A 25,929-nucleotide genomic window follows, 5' to 3' on the forward strand; every position below is an offset into this window, starting at 1 on the left:
CCTGGAAATCGCTGAGAAGCCCAAGCTGCAAGCGTCTTGGGGTATACTGCCGGGTTTTAGTCGCATATCCAGCACAGGTGAAATTCGTGAGCCAGACTACGCCCGCCGTGCCCACCTTCCAGGACCTGATCCTCGCCCTGCAAAAATACTGGGCCGATCAGGGCTGTGTGGTGCTGCAGCCCTACGACATGGAAGTAGGCGCCGGCACCTTCCACACCGCCACCTTCCTCCGCGCCGTGGGCCCGGAAACCTGGAACGCGGCGTACGTGCAACCCAGCCGCCGCCCCACTGACGGCCGCTACGGCGAGAACCCCAACCGCCTGCAGCACTACTACCAGTTCCAGGTGGTCCTCAAGCCCAACCCGGAAAACTTCCAGGAGCTGTACCTGGGCTCGCTGCAGGCCATCGGCATCGACCCGCTGATGCACGACATCCGCTTCGTCGAGGATAACTGGGAATCGCCGACCCTCGGCGCCTGGGGCCTGGGCTGGGAAATCTGGCTGAACGGCATGGAAGTCACCCAGTTCACCTACTTCCAGCAAGTGGGCGGCATCGAGTGCTACCCGGTCACCGGTGAGATCACCTATGGCCTGGAACGCCTGGCCATGTACATCCAGGGTGTCGACTCGGTGTATGACCTGGTGTGGGCTGATGGCCCATTCGGCAAGGTCACCTATGGCGACGTGTTCCACCAGAACGAAGTGGAGCAGTCGACCTACAACTTCGAGCACGCCAACGTCGAGAAGCTGTTCGAGCTGTTCGATTTCTACGAAAGCGAAGCCAACCGTCTGATCGAGCTGCAGCTGCCGCTGCCGACCTACGAAATGGTCCTCAAGGCCTCGCACACCTTCAACCTGCTGGACGCCCGCCGCGCCATCTCGGTGACCGAGCGTCAGCGCTACATCCTGCGCGTGCGCACCCTGGCCCGCGCCGTGGCGCAGAGCTACCTGCAGGCCCGCGCCCGCCTCGGCTTCCCGATGGCCACCCCCGAATTGCGTGACGAAGTACTGGCCAAGCTGAAGGAGGCCGAATAATGAGCGCGAAGGATTTCCTCGTCGAACTGGGCACCGAAGAGCTGCCACCCAAGGCGCTGAAGAGCCTCGGTGAAGCCTTCCTGGCTGGCATCGAGAAGGGCCTGAAGGCCGCCGGCCTGACCTACGCCGCCGCACGCTGCTACGCCGCGCCGCGCCGCCTGGCCGTGCAGATCGACCAGCTTGCCGTGCAGCAGCCCGACCGTATCGTGAACCTCGACGGCCCGCCGCTGCAGGCTGCCTTCGATGCCAACGGCAACCCGACCCAGGCCGCCCTGGGCTTCGCCAAGAAGTGCGGCGTGGACCTGGAGCTGATCGACAAGAGCGGCCCGAAGCTGAAGTTCAGCCAGACCATCGCCGGCCAGCCCGCCGTAGGCCTGCTGCCGGCCATCGTCGAAACCTCGCTGAACGACCTGCCGATTCCCAAGCGCATGCGCTGGGCCGCTCGCCGCGAAGAGTTCGTGCGTCCGACCCAGTGGCTGGTGATGCTGTTCGGCGATGACGTCGTCGACTGCGAGATCCTCACCAAGAAAGCCGGTCGCGAATCCCGCGGTCACCGCTTCCACAATCCGGCCAACGTGCGCATCTCCGCTCCGGCCAACTACCTGGAAGACCTGCGCAGCGCCCACGTGCTGGCCGACTTCGCCGAGCGCCGTGAGATCATCGCCAAGCGCGTCGCCGAACTGGCCGCCGAGCAGAAGGGCAGCGCCATCGTCCCGGCCGACCTGCTGGACGAAGTGACCGCGCTGGTCGAGTGGCCGGTGCCGCTGGTGTGCTCCTTCGAGGAGCGCTTCCTCGCCGTACCGCAGGAAGCCCTGATCACTACCATGCAGGACAACCAGAAGTACTTCTGCCTGCTGGACGCCAACGGCAAGCTGCTGCCTCGCTTCATCACCGTGGCCAACGTCGAGAGCAAGGCGCCGGAGAACATCGTTTCCGGCAACGAGAAGGTGGTGCGCCCGCGCCTGACCGACGCCGAGTTCTTCTTCAAGCAGGACCAGAAGCAGCCGCTGGAAGCCTTCAATGCCCGTCTGAAGAACGTGGTATTCCAGGCCCAGCTCGGCACCGTGTACGAGAAGGCCGAGCGCGTGTCCAAGCTGGCCGCCTACATCGCCGAGCGCATCGGTGGTGACGCGACCAACGCCGCCCGCGCCGGCATCCTCTCCAAGTGCGACCTGGCCACCGAGATGGTCGGCGAATTCCCGGAGATGCAGGGCATCGCCGGTTACTACTACGCCACCGCGGGTGGCGAAGCCAAGGACGTCGCCCTGGCGCTGAACGAGCAGTACATGCCGCGCGGCGCTGGCGCGGAACTGCCGGGCACCCTGACCGGTGCCGCGGTGGCTGTGGCCGACAAACTCGACACCCTGGTCGGCATTTTCGGCATCGGCATGCTGCCCACCGGCAGCAAGGACCCGTACGCCCTGCGCCGTGCCGCCCTGGGTGTGCTGCGCATTCTCATCGAGAAGCAGCTGGACCTGGATCTGGTCGATGCCATCGGTGTCGCCGTGGCCCAGTACGGCGATAAAGTGAAAGCCGAGGGTCTGTCCGAACAGGTGCAGGACTTCGTCTTCGACCGCCTGCGTGCTCGTTACGAAGACGAGGGCGTGGACGTTGCCGTGTACCAGGCCGTGCGCGCCCTCAAGCCGACCGCTCCGCTGGACTTCGACCAGCGCGTGCAGGCCGTTCAGGCCTTCCGCCAGCTGCCAGAAGCCGCCGCCCTGGCTGCCGCCAACAAGCGCGTGTCGAACATCCTGGCCAAGGCGGAAGGCGAGGTGCCTGCCACCGTCAACGCCAGTCTGTTCACCGAGACCGCCGAGAAGGCCCTTGGCAGCGCCGTGGCAAGCGCCGAAGCAGAAGTAGTCCCGCTGGCCGCGGCTCGCGATTATCGTGCAGCCCTGGCCCAACTGGCGGCGTTGCGCGCGCCGGTTGATGCCTTCTTCGAGGAAGTACTGGTCAACGCGGACGACAGCGCCGTGAAGGCCAACCGCTACGCCCTGCTGGCCAAGCTGCGCGGGCTGTTCCTCGGCGTCGCCGACATCTCCCTGTTGGGCTAACGCCCAACGGCTACAGGCTTCAGGCGGCAGGCTGCAGGCATGCACCCCGCCTGCAGCCTGTGGCTTGCCGCCAGAAGCCATCTCATGAAACTACTGATCCTCGACCGCGACGGCGTCATCAACCAGGACTCCGACGACTACATCAAATCCCTCGCCGAGTGGATTCCGATCCCCAGCGCCATCGCCGCCATCGCGCGCCTCAGCAAAGCCGGCTGGACCGTAGCCGTGGCCACCAACCAGTCCGGCATTGCCCGGGGCTATTACGACCTGGCCACGCTGGAAAGCATGCACGCGCGCCTGCGCGAACTGGTGGCAGAGCAGGGCGGTCAACTGGGCGTCATCGTCTACTGCCCCCATGGTCCCGACGAGGGTTGCGACTGCCGCAAGCCGAAACCCGGTATGCTGCAACAGGTCGCCCAACACTATGGTGTAGCGCTGCACGGCATCTGGTTCGTGGGTGACAGCCGGGGTGACCTGGACGCCGCGCTGGCCGTCGATTGTCAGCCAGTGTTGGTGAAAACCGGCAAAGGCGAACGCACCTTGGCCAAGCCGCTGCCCGAAGGCACGCTGGTCTTCGACGATCTGTCGGCGGTTGCCGACCATCTACTTTCCTGAGGACCCATTTCCCATGTCGACCGTGCAGGCCATCAGAACCGTTCTCTTTTACCTGCTGCTGTCGTCCAGCGCCTTCGTCTGGGGAACCCTCAGCCTGATCATCGCGCCCTTCCTGCCGTTCCGCGCTCGCTACCGTTTCGTCGCCCAGGCCTGGTGCAAGTTCGCCGTCTGGCTCGCCGGCGTGATGGTCGGCGTGCGCTACGAACTCAAGGGTGCGGAGAACATCCCGGAGCAGCCCTGCGTGATCCTCGCCAAGCACCAGAGCACCTGGGAAACCTTCTTCCTCACCGGCTACTTCGAGCCACTTAGCCAGGTGCTCAAGCGCGAGCTGCTGTTCGTTCCCTTCTTCGGCTGGGCCATGGCACTGCTCAAGCCCATCGCCATCAACCGCGACCAGCCGAAGCTGGCCCTCAAGCAGATTGCCAAGCAGGGCGACGAGCGCCTCAAGCAGGGCGCCTGGGTGCTGATCTTCCCGGAAGGCACTCGCGTTCCCACGGGCCAGATCGGCAAGTTCTCGCGCGGCGGCGCGGCACTGGCAGTCAACGCCAACCTGCCGGTCCTGCCGATCGCGCACAACGCCGGGCACTGCTGGCCGAAGAACGGCTGGGCGAAGTTCCCCGGCACCATCCAGGTGGTGATCGGCCCCGCCATGTATGCAGAAGGCGAGGGCGCACGCGCCATTACCGAGCTCAACCAGCGCGCCGAGAACTGGGTTGCGCAGACGCTGCGTGAGATGGGCGAGCTACCCGCCGATGCCACGCCGCAGGCTGTTGCCGAAGCCTCCTGACGCTTCCCGCCGACAAAAGAAAAGGGCCCCGAAGGGCCCTTTCTTTTTGCCTGTAGCTTTCCCGGTGTCGAGGGGCACATAACCTGTCGCTACCCCCTCCAGAAAAATCAGGGGTTTTAGAGGCGTTATGGGCGCTAAAAGTGTCGCCTCCCGACCGGAATTAATGTCCTTTCCCAGCGCTCTGGCTTCAATAAATGTCGCTTTGCGCAGCTACCTGCCGGCGGGATCGATGCGGCTGAAGTACTCGTCCGCGAGACGCCTCGCTTCAGCATCATCTGCGGCGCTCAGCGGCTCAAGCTCGATACCCTCATGTCCTGCAACATACATCGGACCACCTTGGTCGTCATCGTAGTCTTCGTCTGCGAACATGCCGCCGTCGTGATAGGCACGCAAAGAGCTTTCCCGCAGGTCCTCTCCCAAGAGCGCCGAAAGGTACACCCAGACCCAATTCTGCTTCGTGTTCTCCTGATCATAGACCTCGATCAGCTCCAGCATCGCCTCGACATCGCCCAGCTCAGCAGCTTCCAGATAACACTGCTTAGCTTCTTCGAAATCCTCCTCGCCTTCAGCATTGTGGGCGCCGTAAACAGCTCTAGCTAATCGAGCGGCCCGATGCCCCAATTTGGCAGCCTCGGCCAGATGATACGCATGACGCTCCGCCTGCATTCTCTCGCGCTCGTAGGCCAGAGCCCATTCCAACTCGATCCCCTGAAGAGGGCGCCCCTGCTTCAAGAGGGAGTACCAGTACTCTGATCCTTCGAGGTCAGAATGCTCATCCCTTCTATATATATGTGCCAACGCGAAATGCGCAGACGCATTTCCTCGTCGAGCCGCCGCTTCAAGCCCTTCCATCAACAGCTCAGTCCCATCGAGATCGATGGCAGACATGAAATCCTCGTAGGGCTCGTCGTCCTCATCTCCCCACTCGACGTCTTCGGACTCCCAGCAAGCACCATCAAGCAGGTCTGGGACTCGCTCGATGGCAGCGGCGCCAAGCCGATGCTCTCTGAGTATCTGTAGAAGCACGTTCCCAGCAACATCAGCTGCCGCCTGATAACCCAGAGCCACTAGCCGTGATTGGAGTACTAGTAGGTCGTCTGGGCGAGGCTCAACGGCATTGCACAAATTCACGATGACGTGATTTGCCGCCAATGCCGCGCTGGACTTGAACCCAAAGCTCGCCGCCAGTAGCTCGATGACGTGGGAATGGCGAAACGCCAGATGAGTCGCCGACTCAAGCTGTTGCTTCGTTGCGTACGCGAGATTTTTGATAGCCATGAAACCATCCTCGTCGCCTGACGTACGCGGAGCAGTCGGCACACGTTTAAGCCCCGGACGGCAGGCTTGGAAGGTTTCTCAACTAGGAGAGAAGAAAAGCAGAAGGTGAATCGCCGTTTTTAACTCGTGTGCAAGTTGGGCGGGCGCCTGCTCGTAGCTTACCAATCACACCAGCCGCTTGGAAATAGGCTACCGGCCGTGCCTGGGCTCCAGCGCTAGTGTGCTATATCAACTTCTCGTTATAGCATATTGCCATCACAGCCGATGCATGAGATGCATGAAAGGGAATTCAGATGGAAAAACTAATTGCTCTACCGATAAAAGGAGAGTCCTTCCTATTGCGTCGAGCAGGTAAGACCGTACTTGTCGATGGCGGGTACAACAGCCGCGACCTATCCAGGGCCCTGAAGGCACATGCTCCTGACCTCCAGAAAATCGATATTGTCGTTTGCTCCCACGCAGATCGAGACCACGCTGGTGGTTTGATCAATTTGATCAGCACATCAGGACTCTCGGTGGGAGAATTTTGGCTTCCTGGGACTTGGGGCGACTCCATACCTGAACTGATCAACGATCCGGAAAGCACGGTTTCAGGCCTTCTTTCGGAGCTAGATCAGTGCCCCACGGGCTGGCCCATAGAGACTCAAAAGGATCATGAGGCCGTAGCACATCATTTCGAAACAAAGGCGGCCGAGGAAAGACGTGCGGTGTACAGCGAACGTTTAGTCCACGATTTTTCGAGAGACGAAGTTCCACAGTCGGTAGACCCTCTATGGAATCCTCTACACCAAGCTGGTGAGAGTCTGGATGGGTCCGACTATCGACCACTCAGCTATACCGAGAGGCGATTATTTACGCGATCCGGGCGTGCCTTCGAAAAGGGACGCCGCAAAATTCGGGATCGAAGGAGGAACGGCACAGTCAGTCCACAGGTAGCCAGCTATTGGCTAGAACTAATTGATGCGGCTCAGGCAATCCGAGCCATTGCCGTTCAAGCTCTAGCGTTTGGTGTAAAGGTTCGTTGGTTTGACTACAGCGCCTTTGCAAAATCTCGAAGGGCAAGCGGCGGAGATGCAGGCTTTCTCGAACCGCTAAACGCGATAGAAATGCCGCCCCCACCGCCACGAATGCTTTCCTACCTTGCTCGCTTGTCCCCTGCCAACGAAGAGTGCCTAGCCTTTTTCGCTCCTCCAGATTCCAGCCGTTTCGGGGTTATGTTCTGTGGGGATTCACCGTTAGGCGATGGGCCCAACTATTCCGACTCCTTTCTTGCCAACCGAAAACCGATTCCATTTCTGCCAATTGTGGCGACGGCCCCACATCACGGCTCCGAGTACAACCGGGCTGCCTACGATCACATTCAATCTTGGTGCCATGTTTCACTCTGGGTTCGCAGCGGCGGATCAATAAAGCAGCCGGGAACAACCTACAAAGCCATCGCTCCAGTAATGCGCGCCTGTACTCACTGCCCTCAGAAGGATTTACCACTACGAGAGGCTGTGATTCATCTAGCGCGACGTAGTCCGTGTTTTCGAGTGTCGTCACATGAATGTGATTGTGCGGATATCCGTTAACGCAACCTCAGCTCTCACGGCTGGGGTAACCCCCAACGGACAAGCTCCCAAGCCATCCTATTTCAGCCGACCTGAGTGGGGCGGCGGTACCGTTCGAGGGACGAAGCTGGAAAGATGGCCACTTTGAAAACTTTCATGTTCAGGAGCTAGGACGTGGAATATCCAAAACGCAGCAGGCACGGTGACGCTGGCGAGTATCTGATGGCGTACACATTTACCAAGCTGTTCGGCTGGCCCTGTCGGCTTTACGGCGTGGATATAGGAGTTGATGGCGAGACTGAAGTAATGGATGCCAACGGTAAATCCGACGGCGACATCATAAAGATCCAGGTCAAAAGCTTTAGCGCCATGCAAGGGACCGACTTCTCCGTCTACGTCGATGAGCGCCACATTCAGTACTGGAAGCGATTCTGCTTACCGGTGATCGTCTGCGCCGTCGACCTCTCCACCGAGAAGGTGTACTGGAAACAGATCACCGCCACTGAAGCTTATGCCACGACGGGTGAGTCCAAGAAGGTAACTTTCGATTTGGCAAAGGATGAACTCACCGCAGCAAGCAAAGCTGCATTGGAACGCCTAGTCCTCCCCGACGAGACGAAGCAGCTTGAGCCACTTATGGCCGAGTTGATGGAGAAATCGAAGCGGATCGAGCAGGATCTCCATCATTTCGACTACGACGCCATCGAATCGACTCTTGAGCATTGTCGAGGAATGAACAAACTCATCAGTCAGATCGAGACAATTGTCACCCATTTCCCTTGGCGTTTGAGTGCCGCAGGGTACGGTGCGCTTTGGGCAATCAAGCAAAATGTCCGTATCACACAAAATGACGCCGACCATGAACACGCGATGATGGTGAATGGCGGCTAAGCCGCACACCATTTCCACCCCGGTTAGAATCGCCCCGGTAGTCACCCTGAAGGCAGTAGCTACTTTTCATCAGGTCTGCACATGCACTAGAACGCTAAGCAAGAGCACTGATTGCACCAGCCATATTTGGCGCCCCTTTGACGTCTGTAAGGACACAGCACATGGCGACCCAGCGCTATTCCGTCACCCCCCATCCGATTGAAACCCTGCTGACCTGGGTAAAATCGGGTGAGATTGCGATTCCTGAAATTCAGCGCCCCTTTGTCTGGGAGGCCACCAAGGTACGCAACCTGCTCGATTCGCTCTATCAAGGTTATCCGGTGGGATACCTGATCGCCTGGCGCAACCCACAGGTCAAACTTAAGGACGGTTCCACTTCCGCCGGCAAACGCATCCTCATCGATGGCCAGCAGCGGGTCACGGCGCTGATGGCCTCGCTGCTCGGCGTTGAAGTCCTCACCGATGACTACGAAAACGTGCAAATCCGTATTGCCTTCAACCCGCAGGAAGAGCGGTTCGAGGTAGCCAACCCGGCCATCCGCAAGAATGTCGCATGGATTCCCGATGTCGCTGAGATTTTCCGGTCCTCGACCAGCCTGTTCCAATTGGTCGGCAGCTACTGCCAGGCAAACCCTAGCTGCTCTCAGGACGAGATCTTCAGCGTCATCGAGAAGTTGCGCGGCATCATCCACAACCATGTGGGAATCATCGAACTGGCCGAAGACCTCGACATTGAGACGGTCACCGAGATTTTCATCCGGGTGAACTCCGCAGGAAAACAGCTCTCCCAAGCAGACTTCGCGATGTCGAAGATCGCCGTCAACGAGACCTACGGCGGGAACCTTTTGCGTAAAGCCATCGACTATTTCTGCCACCTGGCCGTCGCGCCTGAGTTTCTGAGCAAGATTCAGAAGGGTGACGCCCAGTTCGTCGACTCTGAGTTCTTCGACAAAATGAAATGGGTTGCCAACGTCAATGACGACATTTACGACCCAACCTACACCGACATGCTGCGGGTCGCATTCACGTCAGAGTTCGGGCGCGGCAAATTGCAGGACCTGGTGGCTCTGCTTTCGGGACGAAATTTCGAAACCAAGCAGTACGAAGAGTCCATTGCTGAAGACTCCTTCCTCCGGCTGAAGAACGGTATCCACGCCTTCATCAACAAGACCCACTTCGATCGTATCACTATGATCCTGCGTTCGGCGGGCTTCATTACCAGCGACATGATCAGCAGCCAGAACGCGGTAAACTTCGCCTATATCGTCTATCTGCAAGGTCGGAAAGCCAGCGTGCCGGCTGCTGATCTAGAGCGTCTGGTCCGTCGCTGGTACGCCATGTCGATCCTCACTGGCCGTTACAGCGGCTCTCCAGAATCCACCTTCGACTTCGACATTCGCCAGATTGCCAGCAAAGGCGTCATCGACTACGTCGAGTCGGTGATTCCCAATGAGCTGCCCGACAGTTTCTGGACCGGGATGCTGCCGCAGTTCATGGACACCTCCTCGATCAAGAGTCCCTATTTCCTCTGTTACAAGGCGGCCCAGGTCAAGCTTGGGGACAAGGGTTTTCTCTCACGGGACATCACCGTCACCGATTTGCTGCTGAATCGTGCCGATGTGCATCACGTCTACCCACGGCAGCACCTCAAAGGGCAGGGCATGAGCAGCGGCACCTACAACCAGATCAGCAATTACGTGATTGCCCAGAGTGAGATCAATATCGCCATCGGCGCCAAGGCACCGGACCTCTACTTCGCGGAACTCGCCGAACAATGTAGCGGCGCCGAGAAAAAGTATGGTGGTATCACTGATCGCAATGACTTGCTGACCAACCTCCGCATGAACTGCATTCCGGAAGGCATGCTGGACGGCGAAATTAAGGATTTTCGCGACTTCCTTGAGGAACGCAGGAAGCTGATGGCTTTGAAGATTCAGTGCTGGTTCGAAGCCCTTTAAACATTGGAGATCGGATTCATGGCTCGTACGCTGCTTGATGTTCAACTCGCGCGATTGTTATACCCCCTACTGATAGAGCTGGCGACGCAGAGGGAGTTGCGTACGTACAGCCAACTCATCGACATTGCCCAAGCGCGATACCCCGATGACCAGCGGATTCAGAATCTCATACCGGTGCGGATGGGACGAATTCTATGGGTAATTTACGACTTCGTCGCAGAACGTGACCTACCCCGGCTGACCCTAATCATCGTCAGCGCGACGGATCAGTATCCGGGTAGTGCCATGTGGCATCACGATTGCCAAGCCGAGCAACAACGCTGCTTCGAGTTTGACTGGTCCACTGTCGACGAAGCGTTCGACTCATATGGCCACACCAGTGAGAAAGCCGTGACTCCGGTGAAACGTATTTCGCGTGAGCAGGCAAAACGACTGATGTCCGAGCACTATGCGGAACATCGCCAAGCCTATCCCACCGCAATCACTTCGCTTAGGGAGACCATCATCGAGAACATCATGAACGGCATGGCAACTGAGGAAGCCTTTCAAGTGGAAGCCGCCCTGCTTCCACGCAGCAAGCTAGCCGACGCTTAGCCAAATTTGCTTGATTAGCTCAGGAGCAAATCAATCGAAAAAAGCAAATCTATCAGCTAGTCGCTGGAATACGCCGGCTACGATGGGGCCCTTGCTCACATACACCCGCTCAAACCACCGAGCGGGTACCTTAGCGTGGAGTGGCAATATTGACCCATCTATAGGCCTTGTCGCTCACGAAGAGCCTTCCGAAACTCCTCATTCTTCTCCTCAATCATGGCCATCAGCTCGAAGTGATGCACCTCGTAGATCTGGAACGGTAACAAAAGCGTCCTGAACATGGAGAGCAGCAACAGGCCAATTGTTGCGACAAACAACCACTGACCGAGGACCGTACCCTCTCCGTGACTCTGCACAATCAGCCAGGCTAAGCAACCCAGGATGCAGGAGATGTGCACGGCAAGAGTGACTGCCTGCGAGAAGAGGAGGTAGGTGATTTTTTCGACATAGAGTGGGGCCTGATCGACTGTAAGCAGCTTGGCGCCGCCACTGCGCCCTGTAAAAAGCATCAGAGTGACCATAAACCCAGCGAGCACGGAGATGAACGTCATGATTCCCATCATGATGTCTTTGATAGCGACAAGCTGGGTCGGCGAAATCACACCTTCTGAAAGCCAGTAGCCCGCCATGGCCCCAATCCCAAGAGGAATGACAGCGGCGATTGTTTGCTTGAGCCAGAAGTGCGATGTCTGGCTAACCACTCGAAGCATCTCGGAGCCAGCAGCAGCGGCACTCTGAACTTCATCGGGAAGCAACCAGTCCCGCACCTTCATGATTACTCTCCCACCAATCTCACGACCTTAAGCGTGCCATCCGTTTTGACCGGGCCATTGTGACTAGGGTCACGCAGCTCACTCATATACGTCTTTAGGGCAACCTCAATCTCGGACACGGCGGGACGGCCATCTGGCGTCAGTTGAATACGCACAGGCTTTCGCTCTCGGTATTCATTTAGATTATTCACGCTGCCGCCATTTCGAAAATGAAGCGTCACCCCTGCCAGAGACTCACTATCGGCCTCCTCTAGCAACGCAACAGCCTGATCTTCATCAAGCGTCCCATGCTTGTTTTCCCAGCTGACGTTGCATTGCTGGGCACCAGGAACCTTGTGCAACAAGCTAGCTAGCAAACCGCCATATTGCGTTCCCTGATGCTTACTTTCAGTCGCCAGCCTAGCAGTGATTTTGTCCACGCCACCGCGTCGCTGGATCAATTCTCGCAAATTGCTTGATGCAATATCCGAGAAATCGACCAAGGGGTGGGATTTGTCGCGATAGCGACGGAAAAGGTAGCCCAGCAGCTTCTCCAACCCTGCCGGACCGCCGCCGCCCTGCACTGACTCAATGATGATGACTTCGCCAAGCGCAAGACACCGATAGCTATGCACCAGCTCTCCGGCATTCCCCTGCTCATCCTTCAGCTCAATAATTTTGATCTCGGCCTCCTGGGAGGTCAGATCAGGAGTGATGGACTCAGGTACATGCCCGTGGTGATAAGAGCAAACCGTGAACAGCACCCCATCGTCCCCCAAATCCTTGAAGGAGTTGATGAAGCAGCACAACCGCCCTTTTTCAATCTTTTCTGCGGGATCCGGGAAGTGCCTCATGCCAATGTTCTGTGTCTTGGCCATGACATTACGGATCTCATCTTGCAGCAGCGGACGAACCCATTCTTCCGGTGTCGACCTAGAAATTTTGTAGCGGACAGCTTTGACGATGAGGGTTCGGGAGATATCGGCAGGCACTTGTTGATCCCTTACGGCCAGAACGACAGAGACGCGGCTTCACGAGCGGCAGAGCGCCACTATACCCAGTCCTCTTGTACGGGAATAGGCGCAGAGCGATTGAGATCCGTACCAGCAGAACAGACGACCGGGCATTGACGCCATCGCCAAATCTAGCGATGCTCATGCCATGAGATACGACGGCGGAAAGGGCACCTGCTTTGCCCAATTGATCAACCTCATGCCTCCTCACGAGGTCTACGTAGAAACCCATCTGGGTGGCGGCGCGGTCATGCGCCATAAAAAACCGGCGCCCCGTCAGATCGGCATAGAACGTGATGCGAAAGTCATTGCCGCTACCAAAGATGCGTTCAACGGCATCTGTGAGGTAGTGCACGGCGATGCCGTTGAGTGGCTTCAAGCAGAATCACTGTCTCCCGACACCCTGGTTTACGCAGATCCGCCCTACCATCCAGATACTCGTCGGCGCGCTCGCGTCTACCGGCATGACTATGCCGTCCAAGACCACGAAAACCTACTCGCCGTGCTCAAGGGCCTCCCGTGCAAGGTCCTGATCTCAGGCTATGACAACCCACTCTATGCAGATCAATTGGCTGACTGGGAAAGGCATCAGTTTCAGATGCGTACCCGCACGGGCATGCGCACCGAAACCGTTTGGTTCAATTTCAAACGTCCCGAAATCCCTCACGATTACCGGCATCTAGGAGACAACTTCCGAGAAAGGGAAGTCATTCGGCGGCGCCAGGGGCGGCTCCGTGAGCGGCTAGGGAAGCTATCTCTTGCTGAGAAGGCAGCACTGCATGCTTGGCTTTCTGACGAGATCAAAGGTGCTGCGCAGCTATGACTCAGCAGGTGATCTATTCCATCGAAGGTCGAGAGTACTGCCGTGTGCTACCAGGGCCAGACGAGTTTGTGACACCAGGAGTTCGCTGGGGCGAACACTGGCGCGCCTTTACCCCGGCGTACTGGCTATCTCAAATCTGGATGCACAACCTAGAAGATGGCCAGCATTCTCCCTATCGTGCTCAGGGAACACTCGCTGAAGAAATCGCGTTCTGCTTGCTCAGCGGCCACGGAATTACCGCTGAAATGGCGCGTGCCGCATTCACCGCGTGCCAAGAAGCCGGGCTCATGGAAGCCCTCTCGATAGACGCTTTTGAGTGGACAGAGATACTTGGCTCCCCCCTGCAAGTCGGAGAGAAGACGCTTTCTTATCGCTATCCCAACCAGAAGGCAAAATTCCTGGCCGATGCGATGCGACACATCCGAGAGGATCGGCTGGACATGACGGATGGACGATCCCTTCGCGACAGCCTGCTGGAAATTAAAGGCGTAGGCCCCAAGACCGCTGGTTTCATTGCGCGCAATTTTCTCGATGCGGACGATGTAGCCATCCTGGATATCCACATCGTCCGCGCCGGCGTCCTTTGCGACCTGTTCCAACCTGAACAGAAAGTTGAAACGCAGTACTTCTCAATGGAGTCGCAGTACATTGAATTTTGCCATTCAATGAACGTACGTCCAGCGGTTCTAGATTGCCTGATCTGGGATCAGATGCGGACGTTCGGACGCTTTGCCTTGGATGCCATAAAATTCAAATCTGGAAAATGGCTCCCTGACTCACCTCCAGAGCCTCAGCAGTTGGCATGGAACCTCTGAAGATTGCTAACGCATCATGCCCAAGCTAGCCATGACCTGAGAATGTTTGTGACACCCCGGACACCGACCGCAAGCCAGCGTAGACGTATGACAGGAGTGGGCCCAGGCCAACACTGCCATGGAAATGCCAGATTGCTGCACCAGCTGTTCAGTCGTTAGTTCGGCGGCAGGTGCCCGGACGTGAATGGCCCCCTCTTGCAGGCCTATTACCTTATCTATGGCTTGGAGGAATTCGGGGGACCCATCAGCATGCCTTTTGTCCGTTGCAACGGTGCCAATAAGCACCTCGCCCAGCCCAGACTGGATCGCGACCATCGCTGCCAGGGTAATCAGATACTGATTTCGGAAAGGCCAAAACTCCTCATGAGGCGAATGAGGGGAAGAGGCCTCACCAGCCATGCAGCCGCTCCCCAACAAAGGGTGGGCGACCTCCAATACCTGATGACGAAGCTTTAGCTCCTGGCAAATATGAGTCGAAGACTGCACTTCTGCGTCAGCGGCTTGCTGCCCATACCGAATGGTTAGACACAGCTCGGGGCGAAGCCATGCCGCAAGGGCAATGGAATCAATTCCTCCGGACAACAAGAGAAGCCTAGACATCGCCCATGAGCGTCCAGCAAGTCACGTAAATAGCCGTCGTAAAATCGTTGGTGATGTAGCAGTCAGAACCAATGAACATGGTCAATACTGACGGATCGACAGACTCAGCCACGGCAATAACCGGTATACCCTTCGCGCGAGCATACCCCACCTCGAACAGGGTCCCAGGGTCTAGGCCGTCGAGAACTGCTAGCACCACGCTGCAAGCGTCCAGCGCCTTCAAATCAGCCTGAGCCACATCTTTGGCTGGACCAACCCCGACGTCGTGTATGGGGGAAAACACATTGAATCCCATATCCTGCAAAGCAGATCGAGCTTCGTCGATTGCCCATTGCTGAGACACATTGAAGAACGGGCCTGCCAAATAGATAGAGCTTTTCGGCACTGGCCGTGGGTTCCCCGCGCCAACCAACTTGGATCTCTGTTTGGCCTCAAGCCCCAGGTCGTGGGCGACAGACGGGTCGATCCTATCGGAACCGGTTTCGACATAGTGGGCGGTCAGTCGCGACGCATACCAGGCGGCATCTTTGACGCTCATGGATCTGCAAATCCACCCATAAGCGAATCCGGCTGAAAAGACATCGCCAGAGCCGATTTTGTAGACGTTTTTAGTTGGGAATGGATAAACCCAAAAGGATTCCGATACCGTCCTCACTAGAGCCCCCTGAGGACCGCATTTGACGATAGCAACGCGAGCTGCATGCTCATCGAGCAATGCTGTTGCGATATCTTCTGGCTCGTTCTGGCCGGTCAACACTCGGCCTTCCGAATAGGAAACGACCATCGCCAGCTCTTTGGCAGTAGACCCGTTTGCGGCATAAGGCTTCGACTTACTGCCGTCCTGAGGGTCATAAACTACTCGATCGGCATGAGTCGCTGGACGGCCTTCAATCATGCCGAACACCAGCATATTTTCGGCAACGACGATGGGTTGCTCTACTGTGATATCTCCCGATGGGTACCTATCGGGTCGCCCTAGCGGAAAGCGATAGCGAAACCAGACATCCGCATCGCTGGGTGTTTCAATCAGCTCGTACCCAAAATGGTCTGCTAGGCCTGCAAACTCCTTCGCGAGGCCGCTACCCAGCACCGTGTGCAGCCGAACCTCGACACCTAGACCAGAAATTAGGGCAGCGGCGCGACCAGCACTCCCACGAAACAACTGGCGCCTCGGGAATGCGCATTCCTCGCCATAACAGCCGCCTACGATTGACAGCTGCATGCTCATATCGGACGAACCTCAACAGTGCAGATACCGCCATTCAGCCCTGTCACTTCGGCCTCAAAGCGGTAACCATTCTGGAGGCAATTGACTAGCGAGGAGATTTTGGAGCCCGTAAGAGCCCCCACCGTAGACGTCTGCTTCACAACCAGAACACTCTGATGTGGAGGTTGTGAAAGGGCGACATCAAGAATATCGCCGACGCTTACAGCCGCAAGTGCCGCAGGCTGCGGCGAGTTCACTGTTGCAGTGAACGACAACGTGTCACACCGAGTTGCCGGAACGGAAGGTTCCCATCCCCCACCACCTGATCCACCCATACATCCTCCTTAATCGCACAGCTCCAGCGGTTTGAAATCCTGGATGTCAGGGGTACTCGACCTCATCCATCCATGGAATCCGAGTGATTGCACTTTGTTATCATGAAATGCGGCCGATCTGCTAGGCACTAGGGAAAAATAAGGGACGAAGCCTTGTGGCTGTGGCCTCCCCCGTAAATCCGTCCTCCCATAAGGAGCTGTTCATGGGCCAATCAAGCCAGCGGTACATCGACTTTATTGGCAACCTGACGCCGCTTTTTCAGCACGAGCAAGTGGAGCAGTTATGGTGCGCCCGCTCACTACGCGATGGAACCCTGCTGCTGCCGCAGTTGGATATTGACGAAAGCCTGGATGACGACTGGATCAGCGTCTGGTGGCAAGGCGACCGCCATCGCATCAGTAATGTCGATGGTACCCAGCTGGCGAGCATCGCTCTGGTTGATTACGTGCAATTCCACAGTACAGGAAAACCTACCCAACACTCGGCCGACCTACTGGAACATTTGAGCCAGCACTTTGTGTTCAAGACAGGTGGGGGTCTGCACCTACCCTATGCCGAAGATGAGCTTCACGCCCTGGGAAAGATTTTCGACGTGGTGAAGCGCTACGGCCCTGACTTAGCCTGGGATGTCCTTAAAAAAAGCCTTGGCCTTTAGCTGGTAACCAGCCCCAGGCTCAGGAAACAACACCGTGTTCAATCCGACCGATGAGATGGAGGACGGCGTTCGCTTCTATCTCCGTAGCGAGCATCGCGATAGGACGCTCGCCTCCCAGGCCCAACTGCGACAGCGTCAGCCACCGCTTCGCGGCTACTTGATCGCCGCCAAATAGCTCGCTGGCTGCCGCCAGAACACGTACGACCCGAAGCAATCGATCACTTTGCTGCACCGACCACCGCCCCCTTCGGCGTCCCTGCTCCAGAGCGTATCGAGACAACCCCACCATTTCTGCCAAGTCTGACTCCGAAAATCCCGAGATTGCAGCCAAACGCTTCAGGGTGATGAAGGCAAACCCAGCTCGTACCTCTGCGATAAGATCCGCCTCGTGCCTGGGAATCCCAAGCTGTTCCCAATAATCGCCTGACGCAATCGCTGGCTCGGACTGATAGGTTCTCAACTCGGACATAACAAAGGCTCCATTGACTGGGTAGACCTAGCGCTCTCATCAATGAGGCACTCGAATTACTTCGTCCAAAAGAGCGTCCGGCGCATCAACTAACGGATCCAACCAGTCCGCCTTGGCTCGCGCCCAGCGCAGGTATGCACTCTGTGCATCGCTCAAACCTTGGAGGCTTGAAGCCTGACTATGCTCTAGCACCTCCAGATAAGCCCGAATCAGCTGCGCCTCTTGCCAACGCCTAGCAGCGCCGCGAAGCGCCTCCACCTTCTCCTGCTCCGCCTCCTGTGCCGCTTTTCTAGCCAGTGCGTCGCGACGTTGGAGCTGCCACTCCTCCTCAGCGCGTGCTCTTTCCTCGCGAAAGCGCAGAAGTTCAGTGGCGCGCGTAGCCATGAGCACTATCAGCTTGTTGAGCTGCTCTTCAACCAGCTGCCGTACGCCATCCCGAATCAAACCGCCGTAACTACCATCGCCTCGAACTTCCAATCGGCCCGTGGGGGTAAATGTATAACGAGGCCAGTAGCTCCAGCCTCCGCGAGCTTTTGCCGCCTTCTCAGCTTCGGTGGGTACATAGTCCGCACGCGTCGTAGGTTCGACAATGCTTAATGACAGCCGCACGCCGAACATCTCGACTTCAATGTGTCGATTGCCCTCCACAAGCCGATACCCACGTGCCTCCAATGCACAAAGCAGAGCGTTGGCAATGCGCAAAGCGCGGGGGCGTTGCTCCTCCGAAACGGAAATATCCAATACCTTACCGCTAGGCAAGGGAAGGCCTCGGTTATCCTTATGGGATTTTCGGAAAGCATCGCGTGTTGCTAAGACCAGTGGATGCCAGCGCGTCAAACGGACCGGTACCGTGATTTGATGCTTCGGGTCTTGTTCACGCGCCATTACTGCCTGCAAACGCTCGTCCACCAATTCGGGCTCAACAGTCCGAGTAACTGGAGGAGCAAGCGGCTTGATCAGGTGCCGCTGATCGCCCTTGAACTCCTTTAATTTGGGCTTCGGCGGAATACGCCGCCCGGCTTTCACCTTCGCCCAATAGCCGCGCATCGGCGTTGGGATTTGCAGACGCGCACAGAGCTTCTTCAGACCGACATCAGATAGTCCATAGCGTGGCGCAACCACACTCATCGGTTCGGCCCATACTTCATCCAGCAACAGAGCACGGTCGTATTGCTCCGGCATCGCTACCTCCTCCTCTTCACGAACCATCAGCGCTCCCGTGCGGGGACTCGCTCTGACAGCAACGATCAGGGCTCAGCGGTCACCAAAGGAATCGTTGCGAAGCCGTGGCTCGAACGCCGCTTCGTCGCCTATCGGCCCCTCCGCAAACAATGCAAAGACCTGGTGCTGTCGTCGTAAGTTGCCCACGGCTTGAAAGAAGCACATTTCACACAGATGCACGCAGTAGTGTTCACCATCGTGTTGTGCGCCATAGCCCCAACGCGCGTGCAACGTACCGAACTGGGCGCCGTAGCCCGGTACCCGCAAGTCGGTCCCACACACATCGCAACTCAGAACCTGCTGCTCCACTGGTTTCATTCGCCAACCTACTGCTTCGTGAGTGGAAGCCCAATCCCCTCGGCGTTTCACCGAAAGCGTGTTATGCGAAGTCGGTTCGAATCCCCAACCAGCCCTCAGTGCCGCCCCGCTGGAGTCGGCGCTCGCCCGCGCGCGACGGACGCCAGCCAGCGCGCGAGCGATGGTCGACCGTCCCACGCCGCAAAAGTCACCACGACATAGACGCTGCCACTGGCAGTGTGCAGACACCAGTAGGGGCCGCATTGCTCGGCGAAGCAGATCGCTGACGTGCAGATGAGATGCCCATCGTGAAACTGCCCCCAGGCGTCGGCCCGGCAATCGTGGTAAGTGCGCCCGGTGGCGCACCTGGCCAGAAGCAGGACATCCGTCAGATACGCCGTGATTGGCCAGGTAAAAACATAACGACCAGCCGCCGCCAACCGGCGCGCGGCATACACCGACAATTCAGGGGCTTGCGGCATGATCATGACGCTCCTGTTCACTGTCGCGTCAACGGCGTCGACAGCGCGGTACCGCGCGTGAAGATCGCCAGCGTTTCGCAAAGCGAGCGACGACCGCCCTGGGGGTGAAAATTGACGATCAGATACGCCGCGTGGTGAGTGCGCACAACGTAGCGACGCGCGTACCGCACGATGCATTCGACGTCGGCGGTGAACAGCTCGCCATTGTCGTAACCGAGCGCTTTGTAGATGTATCCGCTCAAGCAATGGCAATCGATGCGGGCGTCGATTACGTAACCGTCAATGTATTCCTCGGGATAGTCTTCCAGCAGTGCCGTCAGCAGTTGTTGCCGTTTTCGCAGTGTCAGCATGATCAGTCCCTCACTCAAGGAACCGTAAACCACACGCCCATCGTCAACTGCCCCGATTTACGAGGGGTCTGCGGTTTACGAAGCGACGTCGATAAATAAATTGGATCGCAGGCCTTTACCGCGCGTAGCACACGGCGCTACCCACCCTCCTGCCTTGGGTGGTGACGGACAAGCACAACTCACAACGCACACGGCGGCACCTCGTGTTGCGGACGCTTGTTCCGCTGCGCGGCGTGGAGGAGGGCATCGATCTCCAGCAACACCCCACGCTGCCCACCGCCCGGTAGGGACGCCCCGCCAACCGCCGCGACGCCGGCGGGCATCAACCCCCGCAAAATCCAATTCGATTTGCTACCGACGCGCTCAGCCGCATCAGCCAGCACCAGGAAGCGCGAGAGGAAATCGAGCAGCGCAGAAACAGGAATCGCCGTCACGTGCTGCTGTCCGCGTTGCTCCTGCACCGTGCGCAGGTGCCCAGCCTTGATCCAAGCCAGGATGCTTTCGTGCTTCCAACCCTGCATTCGTACCACGTCGGTAATCAGCAGCGTCGGCTCATGCGCGTCCTCAACGTCCTCTGCCAACAGCGCCTCAACCTCTTGGCGGTCGAAGCGCAGGCCTGCCAACCCAGGAAGATCGGGAAGCTGGCCCGTCGGACGTAGGCGGCCATCCAGTACGCCCTGAAGCAAGCCAATGATCTGGTCCGGTGTCAGCCCACGACGCGCGGACATGTCGTGCAGCCCCAGCCGCTGCTCCTCTGGCAAGGCACGAGCATCGACGTTCGAGGACAAGCGCTCGACCAACGCATCCACCTCTTTCTCGCGAAACTCGGCGGATACCAGGGGCGGCCGCTGTCGCTTGCTGTAGCGACGCAGCGCACCGGCTTGCAGCAAGCGCTGGAAGAGTACCTTCGATACTCCCAAGCGATTGCGTACGTCAGTTGCCGTCAGATAAGCCAGACGATTGCGGCGGATAGTTTCGACTTCGTCGCGATGCAGGGAAACGAAGCGGTTCGCCCCCGACACAGTAAGTTTTCCTTTAACCTCGCCACTGATTACCGCTGCACGTAGCAATTCGGCACCCACGCCGATGAAGCGCCCAGCTTCTGCGGGAGACAGCCAGCACTTTTCTTCCAGGTGCTTCGGATCGATGGTGCTCAGACGCAAGTTGAGATGACCGTCGAAGTGCGTCGCCGTGTGTTGTGCCAGCGTGTCGCGGACGAAGGCATAGGGCGGTGTGGCAAATTCCTTGTGCAGTGTGCGATACCAACTGCCCAGACGCTTGGCGAGACCGGGCCCCTCCGTCCGCTGAAGACGCTGATCGATGGCCGCAGTAAAACCCTGCGGCCAGTCTGCGAGCAGAGGCCACAGCCGAGCGATCCAGCTACGCGATTCAATCAGCGTCTTCGGCCGAGGCGACTTCCGGGGTTTGCTGGCAGTCGATTCCCCGCTCAAATGGGCCTCGAGGAACTCAAGAAACTCGGACATGTCGGCAGGGGTAGTGCCTTCTCGGAAGGCTACCGGCAGGCTGTGTCGGGCAGGGTGCGGTGCCTGTTGCAACAAAGCTGCAAGCGCCAGTTCTGCCGTTGAGGCGGGGTGAGTAGGCACCTCGCACAAGGCCTGCCCGCAATCGCAAGTGTCCACGCGCTGACGGTCAATCGTCAGCGGGCTCCCACAACTCGGACAGACGTCGACCAGGCCAACACTATGATGGGGACAGGCGACGATCAGGTCATGGCTCCATGCCTGGCGCAGGTATGCCTGCTCCGCCAAACACGACGGGCATACCGGTGTGCCGTTGTTGCGCTGAAACCGATGACGTAGAAGGGGAGTCGTCGACTGACGCGCAGGATTCCGAATCAGGACGCTTTCAACTGCAACGCCGCACTCTTCGGCCAACACCTCCACTTGTTTCGTGGGATAGTCGACACGAGGCTTAAACCCAAGCGAGCGCAGAAGCTGGATCGCACTGGGAATAACATTGCGTTCACTGGTGCGCATCAGCCAGCCGGGCAGGCTTTCATCGGAAAGCGGCGCTACGTGGACAGGCAAGCTCATGCCACCACCTCGGCTTGGCGCACTTTCGGAATTGACATGTGTGCCTCGGTCAGCACACGCACATAGCTCTCCACCAGCAAGTTGTGCGTCAGGGTTCGACTCTGATCGAAAGGGTTGAATTGGAGGAAGTCGGTCTGAATCGCTTCCTCATGCGCCCTGGCCAGCAAGGCGAAATCGAGGACGTGCTTGCGTGCCAGATGCTCGACGGCAACAAACAGCTTGAACAGCATGCCGACCCGCCCCAGACAAGAGCCGTATACACGCGCCAAGAGTTCGGGATCCTGCGCAACCGGGAGCAGCCAACCTGCCTCCAGGTAGGCCTCCAGCAGCGCATTTAGGGTCTGTTGGAATTCCCGTTGCTGCTGCGGGTCGTTCCAATTGTACGGCCGGATTTCCTGGACACGTTCAGCACGGTCGCGCAACTGTTCGTTGCGCAGAAAAACCTCACTCGTAATCGGCAGACCCACCAAAATCAAGGTGATGCCCAATTCCTCTGCCATGATTTTCAACCAGTCGGAGGCCTCTCGCGTCGCTTTGGCGGACATGCCTTCGACGAACTGCTGCATCTCTTCGAACAGCAGTACTCGCGTGCCCACGACGCGTAGCAAATCGCAGACTCGCGACATCAGTTCATCGGCACTGGCCCGCCCATAACGACGCGTATTCAGCGCCATCAATACCGCTTCGGAGAGGCTCCGGCGGGTCGGCCGTCCGAGAACTTTCACCCGCACCAATAGCTGTCGGCGAACCCCATCCACCAATTCGCTCGGATAGGCGGCTACCAGCTCATCAACCAGTTGCGATTTGCCCACCCGAGTCGGTCCAAAAATCGGCAACATCAGCGATTCGCCTGCCAACGCTCGACGAATAACCCGGTGCGCACGCTCAAGCGCCTGATCAAACTGCTGATGGACGATCAGCTCCTTGCTGGCGATGCTCATTGCGCACTCCCTTTCTTGCGACGGGGTGCAGCAATCGTCGTAGCCGGGGCTGTGACCGGCGATGTAGTGTTTGGCGCTATCGCGGCTTGGTCCAACTCCCGCGCTGCCGCCGCACGGGCTTGTCCCCGAGCCGCACGATTACGATCCTGCATCCGCCGCGATTTCGATTGATTCTGGAAGGCACGCAGTTGTTCGATATGATCCTGGTGATACTGCTCACCCGACATCTCGGCATCGCTGCGATAGTTCCGGCGGCGAGCGGCACGCGCGTCGTCAAAGCTGATTCTGGGCATGCCTGGGCGCCGATTGAACGCTTGAATGACCTGTTGGGGATCACGCGGATGCACAACCGATACTTCGGTGCAGTCCAGCGGGTTATAGCGAACCTCAACTTTTTGCTTGGGCCCCAGCTCGCGGTACAACGCCCCCAGCGCAGGGCTCTGGAATTTTTCACCATCACAGCAAACACCTTCACGCGACAACGTCATCAATTGACTGTTGTAGCGGAGGCACGCGGCACGAAAACGCTCCGGATCCGGGGGAGGCAGGACCACGTGCTGTTGTTTCAGCATTGTCAACGCCCGTGCAGGTGACGTCCTTGGGCCGAATCGCTCCTCTAGCCGGTACAAGGGCTGCTGCATGTACACATCCGCCGCCCATTTCATGATTTGCTGCTCCACTTCCTCTACCGTTAGTCGCGCTTCGGCTATTGCCTTTTCAGTGGGCGTCGAGTCCGGTTGAACTCTATTTTTGACTGAGCCCGGCAGGGCATAAAGCAACGAGTCGTTGAGCGTCTTGAAAAAGCGCTCAATGAACGGTTTGTGCTGCGGCTTCGCCGCCTGTGGATAATCCACCGTGATGCCGAGGAAACGCAGTGCACTGAGCACCGCACCGCCATGGTGCTCGACAGCATTGTCCAGTACGACGCGCTCGATAGCTGCCGGGGCCGGCCATTGATTACGCAATCCATACTTCTCGCTGAACGCCAGTCCCTTCGGGGTAAAAGCAAACTCCAACGCCCGCAACACAAACTCCTGAGAAGGTGGCTGGATGCTCAGCACGATAATGATGGGAGTTGAACTGGCACAGTCGATGGCGGCATACAGCCAGGGACGGCCAATCACTATGCCATTGGCGTCCACGCAGAAAACTGGCAATTTGGCAGCGTCTATCTCAACGCGCTCGTAGGGCCGCTCCGTGAAGATTGCTTTCAAAGCCACGCGCATGTCTTGATTGAAAGTGGCACTGTCAACTTTCCCAGGCTTGATAAGGTAATAGGCAAGCTTTTGGATCCGGCGACTGACACTCCGCCTTGATATTCCGCGAAACTCAATGCCGCTCTTTTCTGCGAAATCTCGGCATTTGTTATTCACGAAATCCGTAATATGTGTTCGACCATATTTTTCAGTCTTGCAATAGCACTGAATAATTTCATCCATGATGATTTCTTCGAACGGGTCATCATCGAACGTGGGAATCTTTCGACCTCTGGCACTAAGCCGAGGAGCCAAAATTTCAGGCCCTAGGCCACTGTGGCGAAGGGCTACCCAGCGATTCAGCGTCTTTTGTGACGGCACATTAAGTTTGCCTGCTTCGCAATATTCTCGAAGTACCTGCATGCGCTCCGACCATCTCGTGTCCGGCTCAAGCCTGTCCAAGACTTGAAGCAACTCAATACGACGATCCAGATGTCTTCGCTCATTTTCGGTCAATTGCCGTGACGGCAGTTGACCGAGGCGAGCAGCCTGATTCGCAAAGAGTGGTTTCAGCTTGCCGCCGGCTACATCGGTGTTGAATTCATCAACAGACCGAACGAACTGCTCACCACGCGAACCCTCCAGCACAATCTGCGAAACCTCGGGACGAATGGAAGAGACGCGCAGGCGCTCTGTCTCACGCATAACCACGGTGCCGACCTTAAATTCCATGAGGCAGCTCCAGATGGATAAAGTGGGACAGATCCCCGTAGCTAGCCGTAACCACGCTGCCCGGCTCAAAGAGCGGACAGCGCAGATCAGCACGTAGTACACCGCTCAAAAGTCCTGCGAGCACGGCGGGGCGTGCTCCACTCAAACGAGTCTCCAGCTCGACAGAGCGCCAGGTTGTTGCCAGCAGCAACTGCTGTTCGATCTCTGCCGTGGCCATTATTACGAAATCCCGGTGGCAGGGAGCGCGCAATCCATGAAGGGTGCGGAGGTTAAGGCAAACACTCGCCTCCACCGCATCATTGGCAATCACGCAAAAGCCAATACCCAGCTGTCTCAAGGACTCGGTGATTTCCGGGCTACGCTTGGCGAATTTCTCGTGGAAACTGGAGTGTTTGGCATCAATTGCCAGTTGCGAGCCATCCTGCATCCGACAAAGAAAATCCGGTGTATACCAGCGGGGCTTTATGCCCAAGTGCTTGGGGAATTCTGTTTTTTTATCAAATAGCTTACCCGTCTCAAGCTCTAGGAAGAATGGTTGGGCGCTGTATGACAGTACACGGGGATCAGCTTCCAACAGCATCCCGACATCCAGCTCAAGGCCAGACTCGACCCGGACTTCGGTATCTGCATTCTTTTGCGAGAAGAAGGCCAAAGCACGCCGACCGCGACGCACTCGTCGCGCGACATCCCTGACTCCTCCAGAACTTTTGCCATCGTTAATCATTTGAGCTACCTCTCTTCTATCTTGATTATTTTCCAATCTTCAAAAATCACAACCGTGATTTATGAGACCGACGCAGAAAAACTCAAAATAATAAGAAGTTAACCCAAGCGAAAAACATAAAGACAAAATCCCCTTCACCAAATCAATGATTTAGAAGCCAACAAAATCATGCAATAACAAAAAAATGTTTAATCAAACAGTTTTATTCAGACAAACGGACATCCGAAATGCGTCGCTAGGATTCTGAGCGGCGGAAACCAACAGTGGTTGATAGATCTCTTCGACGGATTCGGAAGCTCGGTGTCAAAGGTCTTAACTAATGGCCACGGCAAAGCACTGTGTTGCTGGCGAACATCTCAGACGTGCGTCGAGCATTTCACATTGTCTATTGGTTTGGTACGTACGACCGGCTTCATAACCCCTGTTTTGGGTTCACGCTGGTCGTTTGACCAAGAAAGAGAGAAGAGATGATGCAGTTGAGCATGGCGCTATCCGAGA

23 protein-coding genes are annotated in these 25,929 nt (G+C 57.5%); 10 read left to right on the top strand and 13 right to left on the bottom strand.

What is annotated here, in order from left to right; translation table 11 throughout:
* The first annotated feature begins 86 nt into the window (after positions 1–86).
* The 4 genes from glyQ to N5C91_RS08415 all read left to right on the top strand — a co-directional run bounded on the left by glyQ (position 87) and on the right by N5C91_RS08415 (position 4,490).
* On the top strand, positions 87–1,034 hold the full coding sequence (gene glyQ, locus N5C91_RS08400) for a glycine--tRNA ligase subunit alpha (protein WP_279829016.1): 948 nt from the start codon (positions 87–89) through the stop codon (positions 1,032–1,034).
* Complete coding sequence (glyS, locus tag N5C91_RS08405; protein WP_279829018.1) at positions 1,034–3,088, top strand: glycine--tRNA ligase subunit beta; 2,055 nt, start codon at positions 1,034–1,036, stop codon at positions 3,086–3,088. The genes glyQ and glyS overlap by 1 nt, the downstream gene beginning before the upstream one ends.
* An 84-nt stretch (positions 3,089–3,172) precedes the next feature.
* Positions 3,173–3,703, top strand: coding sequence for a D-glycero-beta-D-manno-heptose 1,7-bisphosphate 7-phosphatase (gmhB, locus tag N5C91_RS08410; RefSeq protein WP_279829020.1), 531 nt, complete (start codon positions 3,173–3,175; stop codon positions 3,701–3,703).
* A 13-nt stretch (positions 3,704–3,716) separates the two neighbouring features.
* Positions 3,717–4,490, top strand: coding sequence for a lysophospholipid acyltransferase family protein (locus tag N5C91_RS08415; protein WP_279829022.1), 774 nt, complete (start codon positions 3,717–3,719; stop codon positions 4,488–4,490).
* Positions 4,491–4,700: 210 nt separating this feature from the next.
* On the opposite strand, the gene N5C91_RS08420 is transcribed toward N5C91_RS08415, so the two are convergent.
* On the bottom strand, positions 4,701–5,768 hold the full coding sequence (locus N5C91_RS08420; RefSeq protein ID WP_279829024.1) for a hypothetical protein: 1,068 nt from the start codon (positions 5,766–5,768) through the stop codon (positions 4,701–4,703).
* 1,727 nt (positions 5,769–7,495) lie between these two features.
* On the opposite strand from N5C91_RS08420, the gene N5C91_RS08425 reads away from it, so the two are divergent.
* The 3 genes from N5C91_RS08425 (at position 7,496) to N5C91_RS08435 (ending at position 10,764) form a co-directional block, all read left to right on the top strand.
* Entirely contained in the window at positions 7,496–8,212 is a 717-nt protein-coding gene (locus N5C91_RS08425; RefSeq protein ID WP_279829026.1) for a DUF4365 domain-containing protein, read from the top strand.
* Between the two features lie 161 nt (positions 8,213–8,373).
* Positions 8,374–10,170 carry a DUF262 domain-containing protein gene (locus N5C91_RS08430; protein WP_279829028.1) on the top strand — a complete coding sequence of 599 codons (1,797 nt, stop codon included), beginning with the start codon at positions 8,374–8,376 and terminating at the stop codon, positions 10,168–10,170.
* Positions 10,171–10,188: 18 nt separating this feature from the next.
* Positions 10,189–10,764, top strand: coding sequence for a hypothetical protein (locus N5C91_RS08435; protein WP_065327653.1), 576 nt, complete (start codon positions 10,189–10,191; stop codon positions 10,762–10,764).
* 158 nt (positions 10,765–10,922) lie between these two features.
* Here N5C91_RS08435 and N5C91_RS08440 read toward each other — a convergent pair whose 3' ends face one another.
* The gene (locus tag N5C91_RS08440) at positions 10,923–11,537 is read right to left on the bottom strand and encodes a hypothetical protein (RefSeq protein WP_279829035.1); all 615 of its coding nucleotides are present in this window, start codon (positions 11,535–11,537) and stop codon (positions 10,923–10,925) included.
* A 2-nt stretch (positions 11,538–11,539) separates the two neighbouring features.
* On the bottom strand, positions 11,540–12,508 hold the full coding sequence (locus N5C91_RS08445) for a hypothetical protein (protein WP_279829037.1): 969 nt from the start codon (positions 12,506–12,508) through the stop codon (positions 11,540–11,542).
* A gap of 169 nt (positions 12,509–12,677) precedes the next feature.
* Between N5C91_RS08445 and N5C91_RS08450 the strand changes: the two genes are divergently transcribed.
* A complete protein-coding gene (locus tag N5C91_RS08450) occupies positions 12,678–13,352 on the top strand; it encodes a DNA adenine methylase (RefSeq protein ID WP_279829039.1) in 675 nt (224 codons plus the stop codon).
* On the top strand, positions 13,349–14,167 hold the full coding sequence (locus N5C91_RS08455; protein ID WP_279829041.1) for an 8-oxoguanine DNA glycosylase: 819 nt from the start codon (positions 13,349–13,351) through the stop codon (positions 14,165–14,167). Before N5C91_RS08450 ends, N5C91_RS08455 begins: the two co-directional genes overlap by 4 nt.
* A 6-nt stretch (positions 14,168–14,173) precedes the next feature.
* Here N5C91_RS08455 and N5C91_RS08460 read toward each other — a convergent pair whose 3' ends face one another.
* Together N5C91_RS08460 and N5C91_RS08465 are read right to left on the bottom strand one after the other, a co-directional pair.
* Complete coding sequence (locus N5C91_RS08460) at positions 14,174–14,767, bottom strand: 7-cyano-7-deazaguanine synthase (protein WP_125908528.1); 594 nt, start codon at positions 14,765–14,767, stop codon at positions 14,174–14,176.
* Positions 14,760–15,995, bottom strand: a complete 1,236-nt coding sequence (locus tag N5C91_RS08465; protein ID WP_279829045.1) for a PfkB family carbohydrate kinase — start codon at positions 15,993–15,995, stop codon at positions 14,760–14,762. Before N5C91_RS08465 ends, N5C91_RS08460 begins: the two co-directional genes overlap by 8 nt.
* Positions 15,996–16,512: 517 nt before the next feature.
* On the opposite strand from N5C91_RS08465, the gene N5C91_RS08470 reads away from it, so the two are divergent.
* The gene (locus N5C91_RS08470) at positions 16,513–16,965 is read left to right on the top strand and encodes a hypothetical protein (RefSeq protein ID WP_279829048.1); all 453 of its coding nucleotides are present in this window, start codon (positions 16,513–16,515) and stop codon (positions 16,963–16,965) included.
* A 19-nt stretch (positions 16,966–16,984) separates the two neighbouring features.
* Here the strand turns inward: N5C91_RS08470 and N5C91_RS08475 are convergent, their stop codons facing one another.
* The 8 genes from N5C91_RS08475 to N5C91_RS08510 all read right to left on the bottom strand — a co-directional run bounded on the left by N5C91_RS08475 (position 16,985) and on the right by N5C91_RS08510 (position 25,431).
* The gene (locus N5C91_RS08475) at positions 16,985–17,434 is read right to left on the bottom strand and encodes an antitoxin Xre/MbcA/ParS toxin-binding domain-containing protein (RefSeq protein ID WP_279829050.1); all 450 of its coding nucleotides are present in this window, start codon (positions 17,432–17,434) and stop codon (positions 16,985–16,987) included.
* A gap of 39 nt (positions 17,435–17,473) precedes the next feature.
* On the bottom strand, positions 17,474–18,643 hold the full coding sequence (locus tag N5C91_RS08480; protein WP_279829051.1) for a hypothetical protein: 1,170 nt from the start codon (positions 18,641–18,643) through the stop codon (positions 17,474–17,476).
* 425 nt (positions 18,644–19,068) lie between these two features.
* The gene (locus N5C91_RS08485; protein ID WP_052150882.1) at positions 19,069–19,440 is read right to left on the bottom strand and encodes a hypothetical protein; all 372 of its coding nucleotides are present in this window, start codon (positions 19,438–19,440) and stop codon (positions 19,069–19,071) included.
* 11 nt (positions 19,441–19,451) lie between these two features.
* The gene (locus tag N5C91_RS08490) at positions 19,452–19,784 is read right to left on the bottom strand and encodes a hypothetical protein (RefSeq protein ID WP_124167984.1); all 333 of its coding nucleotides are present in this window, start codon (positions 19,782–19,784) and stop codon (positions 19,452–19,454) included.
* A 179-nt stretch (positions 19,785–19,963) separates the two neighbouring features.
* Positions 19,964–21,838 (bottom strand): TniQ family protein, encoded by a 1,875-nt coding sequence (locus tag N5C91_RS08495; RefSeq protein ID WP_279829055.1) that lies wholly within the window; start codon positions 21,836–21,838, stop codon positions 19,964–19,966.
* Positions 21,835–22,779 (bottom strand): TniB family NTP-binding protein, encoded by a 945-nt coding sequence (locus tag N5C91_RS08500; RefSeq protein ID WP_024916286.1) that lies wholly within the window; start codon positions 22,777–22,779, stop codon positions 21,835–21,837. Before N5C91_RS08500 ends, N5C91_RS08495 begins: the two co-directional genes overlap by 4 nt.
* Positions 22,776–24,707 (bottom strand): Mu transposase C-terminal domain-containing protein, encoded by a 1,932-nt coding sequence (locus N5C91_RS08505; RefSeq protein ID WP_279829057.1) that lies wholly within the window; start codon positions 24,705–24,707, stop codon positions 22,776–22,778. Before N5C91_RS08505 ends, N5C91_RS08500 begins: the two co-directional genes overlap by 4 nt.
* Positions 24,697–25,431: a hypothetical protein gene (locus N5C91_RS08510; protein ID WP_279829059.1), complete on the bottom strand. Its 735-nt coding sequence runs from the start codon at positions 25,429–25,431 to the stop codon at positions 24,697–24,699. Before N5C91_RS08510 ends, N5C91_RS08505 begins: the two co-directional genes overlap by 11 nt.
* Positions 25,432–25,929: the final 498 nt, after the last annotated feature.

The sequence above is a fragment of the Pseudomonas sp. GD03903 genome (assembly GCF_029840045.1).
GTDB classification, from domain to species: Bacteria; Pseudomonadota; Gammaproteobacteria; order Pseudomonadales; family Pseudomonadaceae; genus Pseudomonas; species Pseudomonas pseudonitroreducens.

Bases quoted from the DNA above. Each gene is read 5' to 3' on its own strand.
- glyS (WP_279829018.1), top strand. From the start codon at position 1,034: ATGAGCGCGAAGGATTTCCTCGTCGAACTGGGCACCGAAGAGCTGCCA.
- gmhB (WP_279829020.1), top strand. From the start codon at position 3,173: ATGAAACTACTGATCCTCGACCGCGACGGCGTCATCAACCAGGACTCC.
- N5C91_RS08415 (WP_279829022.1), top strand. From the start codon at position 3,717: ATGTCGACCGTGCAGGCCATCAGAACCGTTCTCTTTTACCTGCTGCTG.
- N5C91_RS08420 (WP_279829024.1), bottom strand. From the start codon at position 5,768: ATGGCTATCAAAAATCTCGCGTACGCAACGAAGCAACAGCTTGAGTCG.
- N5C91_RS08430 (WP_279829028.1), top strand. From the start codon at position 8,374: ATGGCGACCCAGCGCTATTCCGTCACCCCCCATCCGATTGAAACCCTG.
- N5C91_RS08435 (WP_065327653.1), top strand. From the start codon at position 10,189: ATGGCTCGTACGCTGCTTGATGTTCAACTCGCGCGATTGTTATACCCC.
- N5C91_RS08440 (WP_279829035.1), bottom strand. From the start codon at position 11,537: ATGAAGGTGCGGGACTGGTTGCTTCCCGATGAAGTTCAGAGTGCCGCT.
- N5C91_RS08450 (WP_279829039.1), top strand. From the start codon at position 12,678: ATGAGATACGACGGCGGAAAGGGCACCTGCTTTGCCCAATTGATCAAC.
- N5C91_RS08455 (WP_279829041.1), top strand. From the start codon at position 13,349: ATGACTCAGCAGGTGATCTATTCCATCGAAGGTCGAGAGTACTGCCGT.
- N5C91_RS08460 (WP_125908528.1), bottom strand. From the start codon at position 14,767: ATGTCTAGGCTTCTCTTGTTGTCCGGAGGAATTGATTCCATTGCCCTT.
- N5C91_RS08465 (WP_279829045.1), bottom strand. From the start codon at position 15,995: ATGAGCATGCAGCTGTCAATCGTAGGCGGCTGTTATGGCGAGGAATGC.
- N5C91_RS08470 (WP_279829048.1), top strand. From the start codon at position 16,513: ATGGGCCAATCAAGCCAGCGGTACATCGACTTTATTGGCAACCTGACG.
- N5C91_RS08475 (WP_279829050.1), bottom strand. From the start codon at position 17,434: ATGTCCGAGTTGAGAACCTATCAGTCCGAGCCAGCGATTGCGTCAGGC.
- N5C91_RS08480 (WP_279829051.1), bottom strand. From the start codon at position 18,643: ATGGTTCGTGAAGAGGAGGAGGTAGCGATGCCGGAGCAATACGACCGT.
- N5C91_RS08485 (WP_052150882.1), bottom strand. From the start codon at position 19,440: ATGATCATGCCGCAAGCCCCTGAATTGTCGGTGTATGCCGCGCGCCGG.
- N5C91_RS08490 (WP_124167984.1), bottom strand. From the start codon at position 19,784: ATGCTGACACTGCGAAAACGGCAACAACTGCTGACGGCACTGCTGGAA.
- N5C91_RS08495 (WP_279829055.1), bottom strand. From the start codon at position 21,838: ATGAGCTTGCCTGTCCACGTAGCGCCGCTTTCCGATGAAAGCCTGCCC.
- N5C91_RS08500 (WP_024916286.1), bottom strand. From the start codon at position 22,779: ATGAGCATCGCCAGCAAGGAGCTGATCGTCCATCAGCAGTTTGATCAG.
- N5C91_RS08505 (WP_279829057.1), bottom strand. From the start codon at position 24,707: ATGGAATTTAAGGTCGGCACCGTGGTTATGCGTGAGACAGAGCGCCTG.
- N5C91_RS08510 (WP_279829059.1), bottom strand. From the start codon at position 25,431: ATGATTAACGATGGCAAAAGTTCTGGAGGAGTCAGGGATGTCGCGCGA.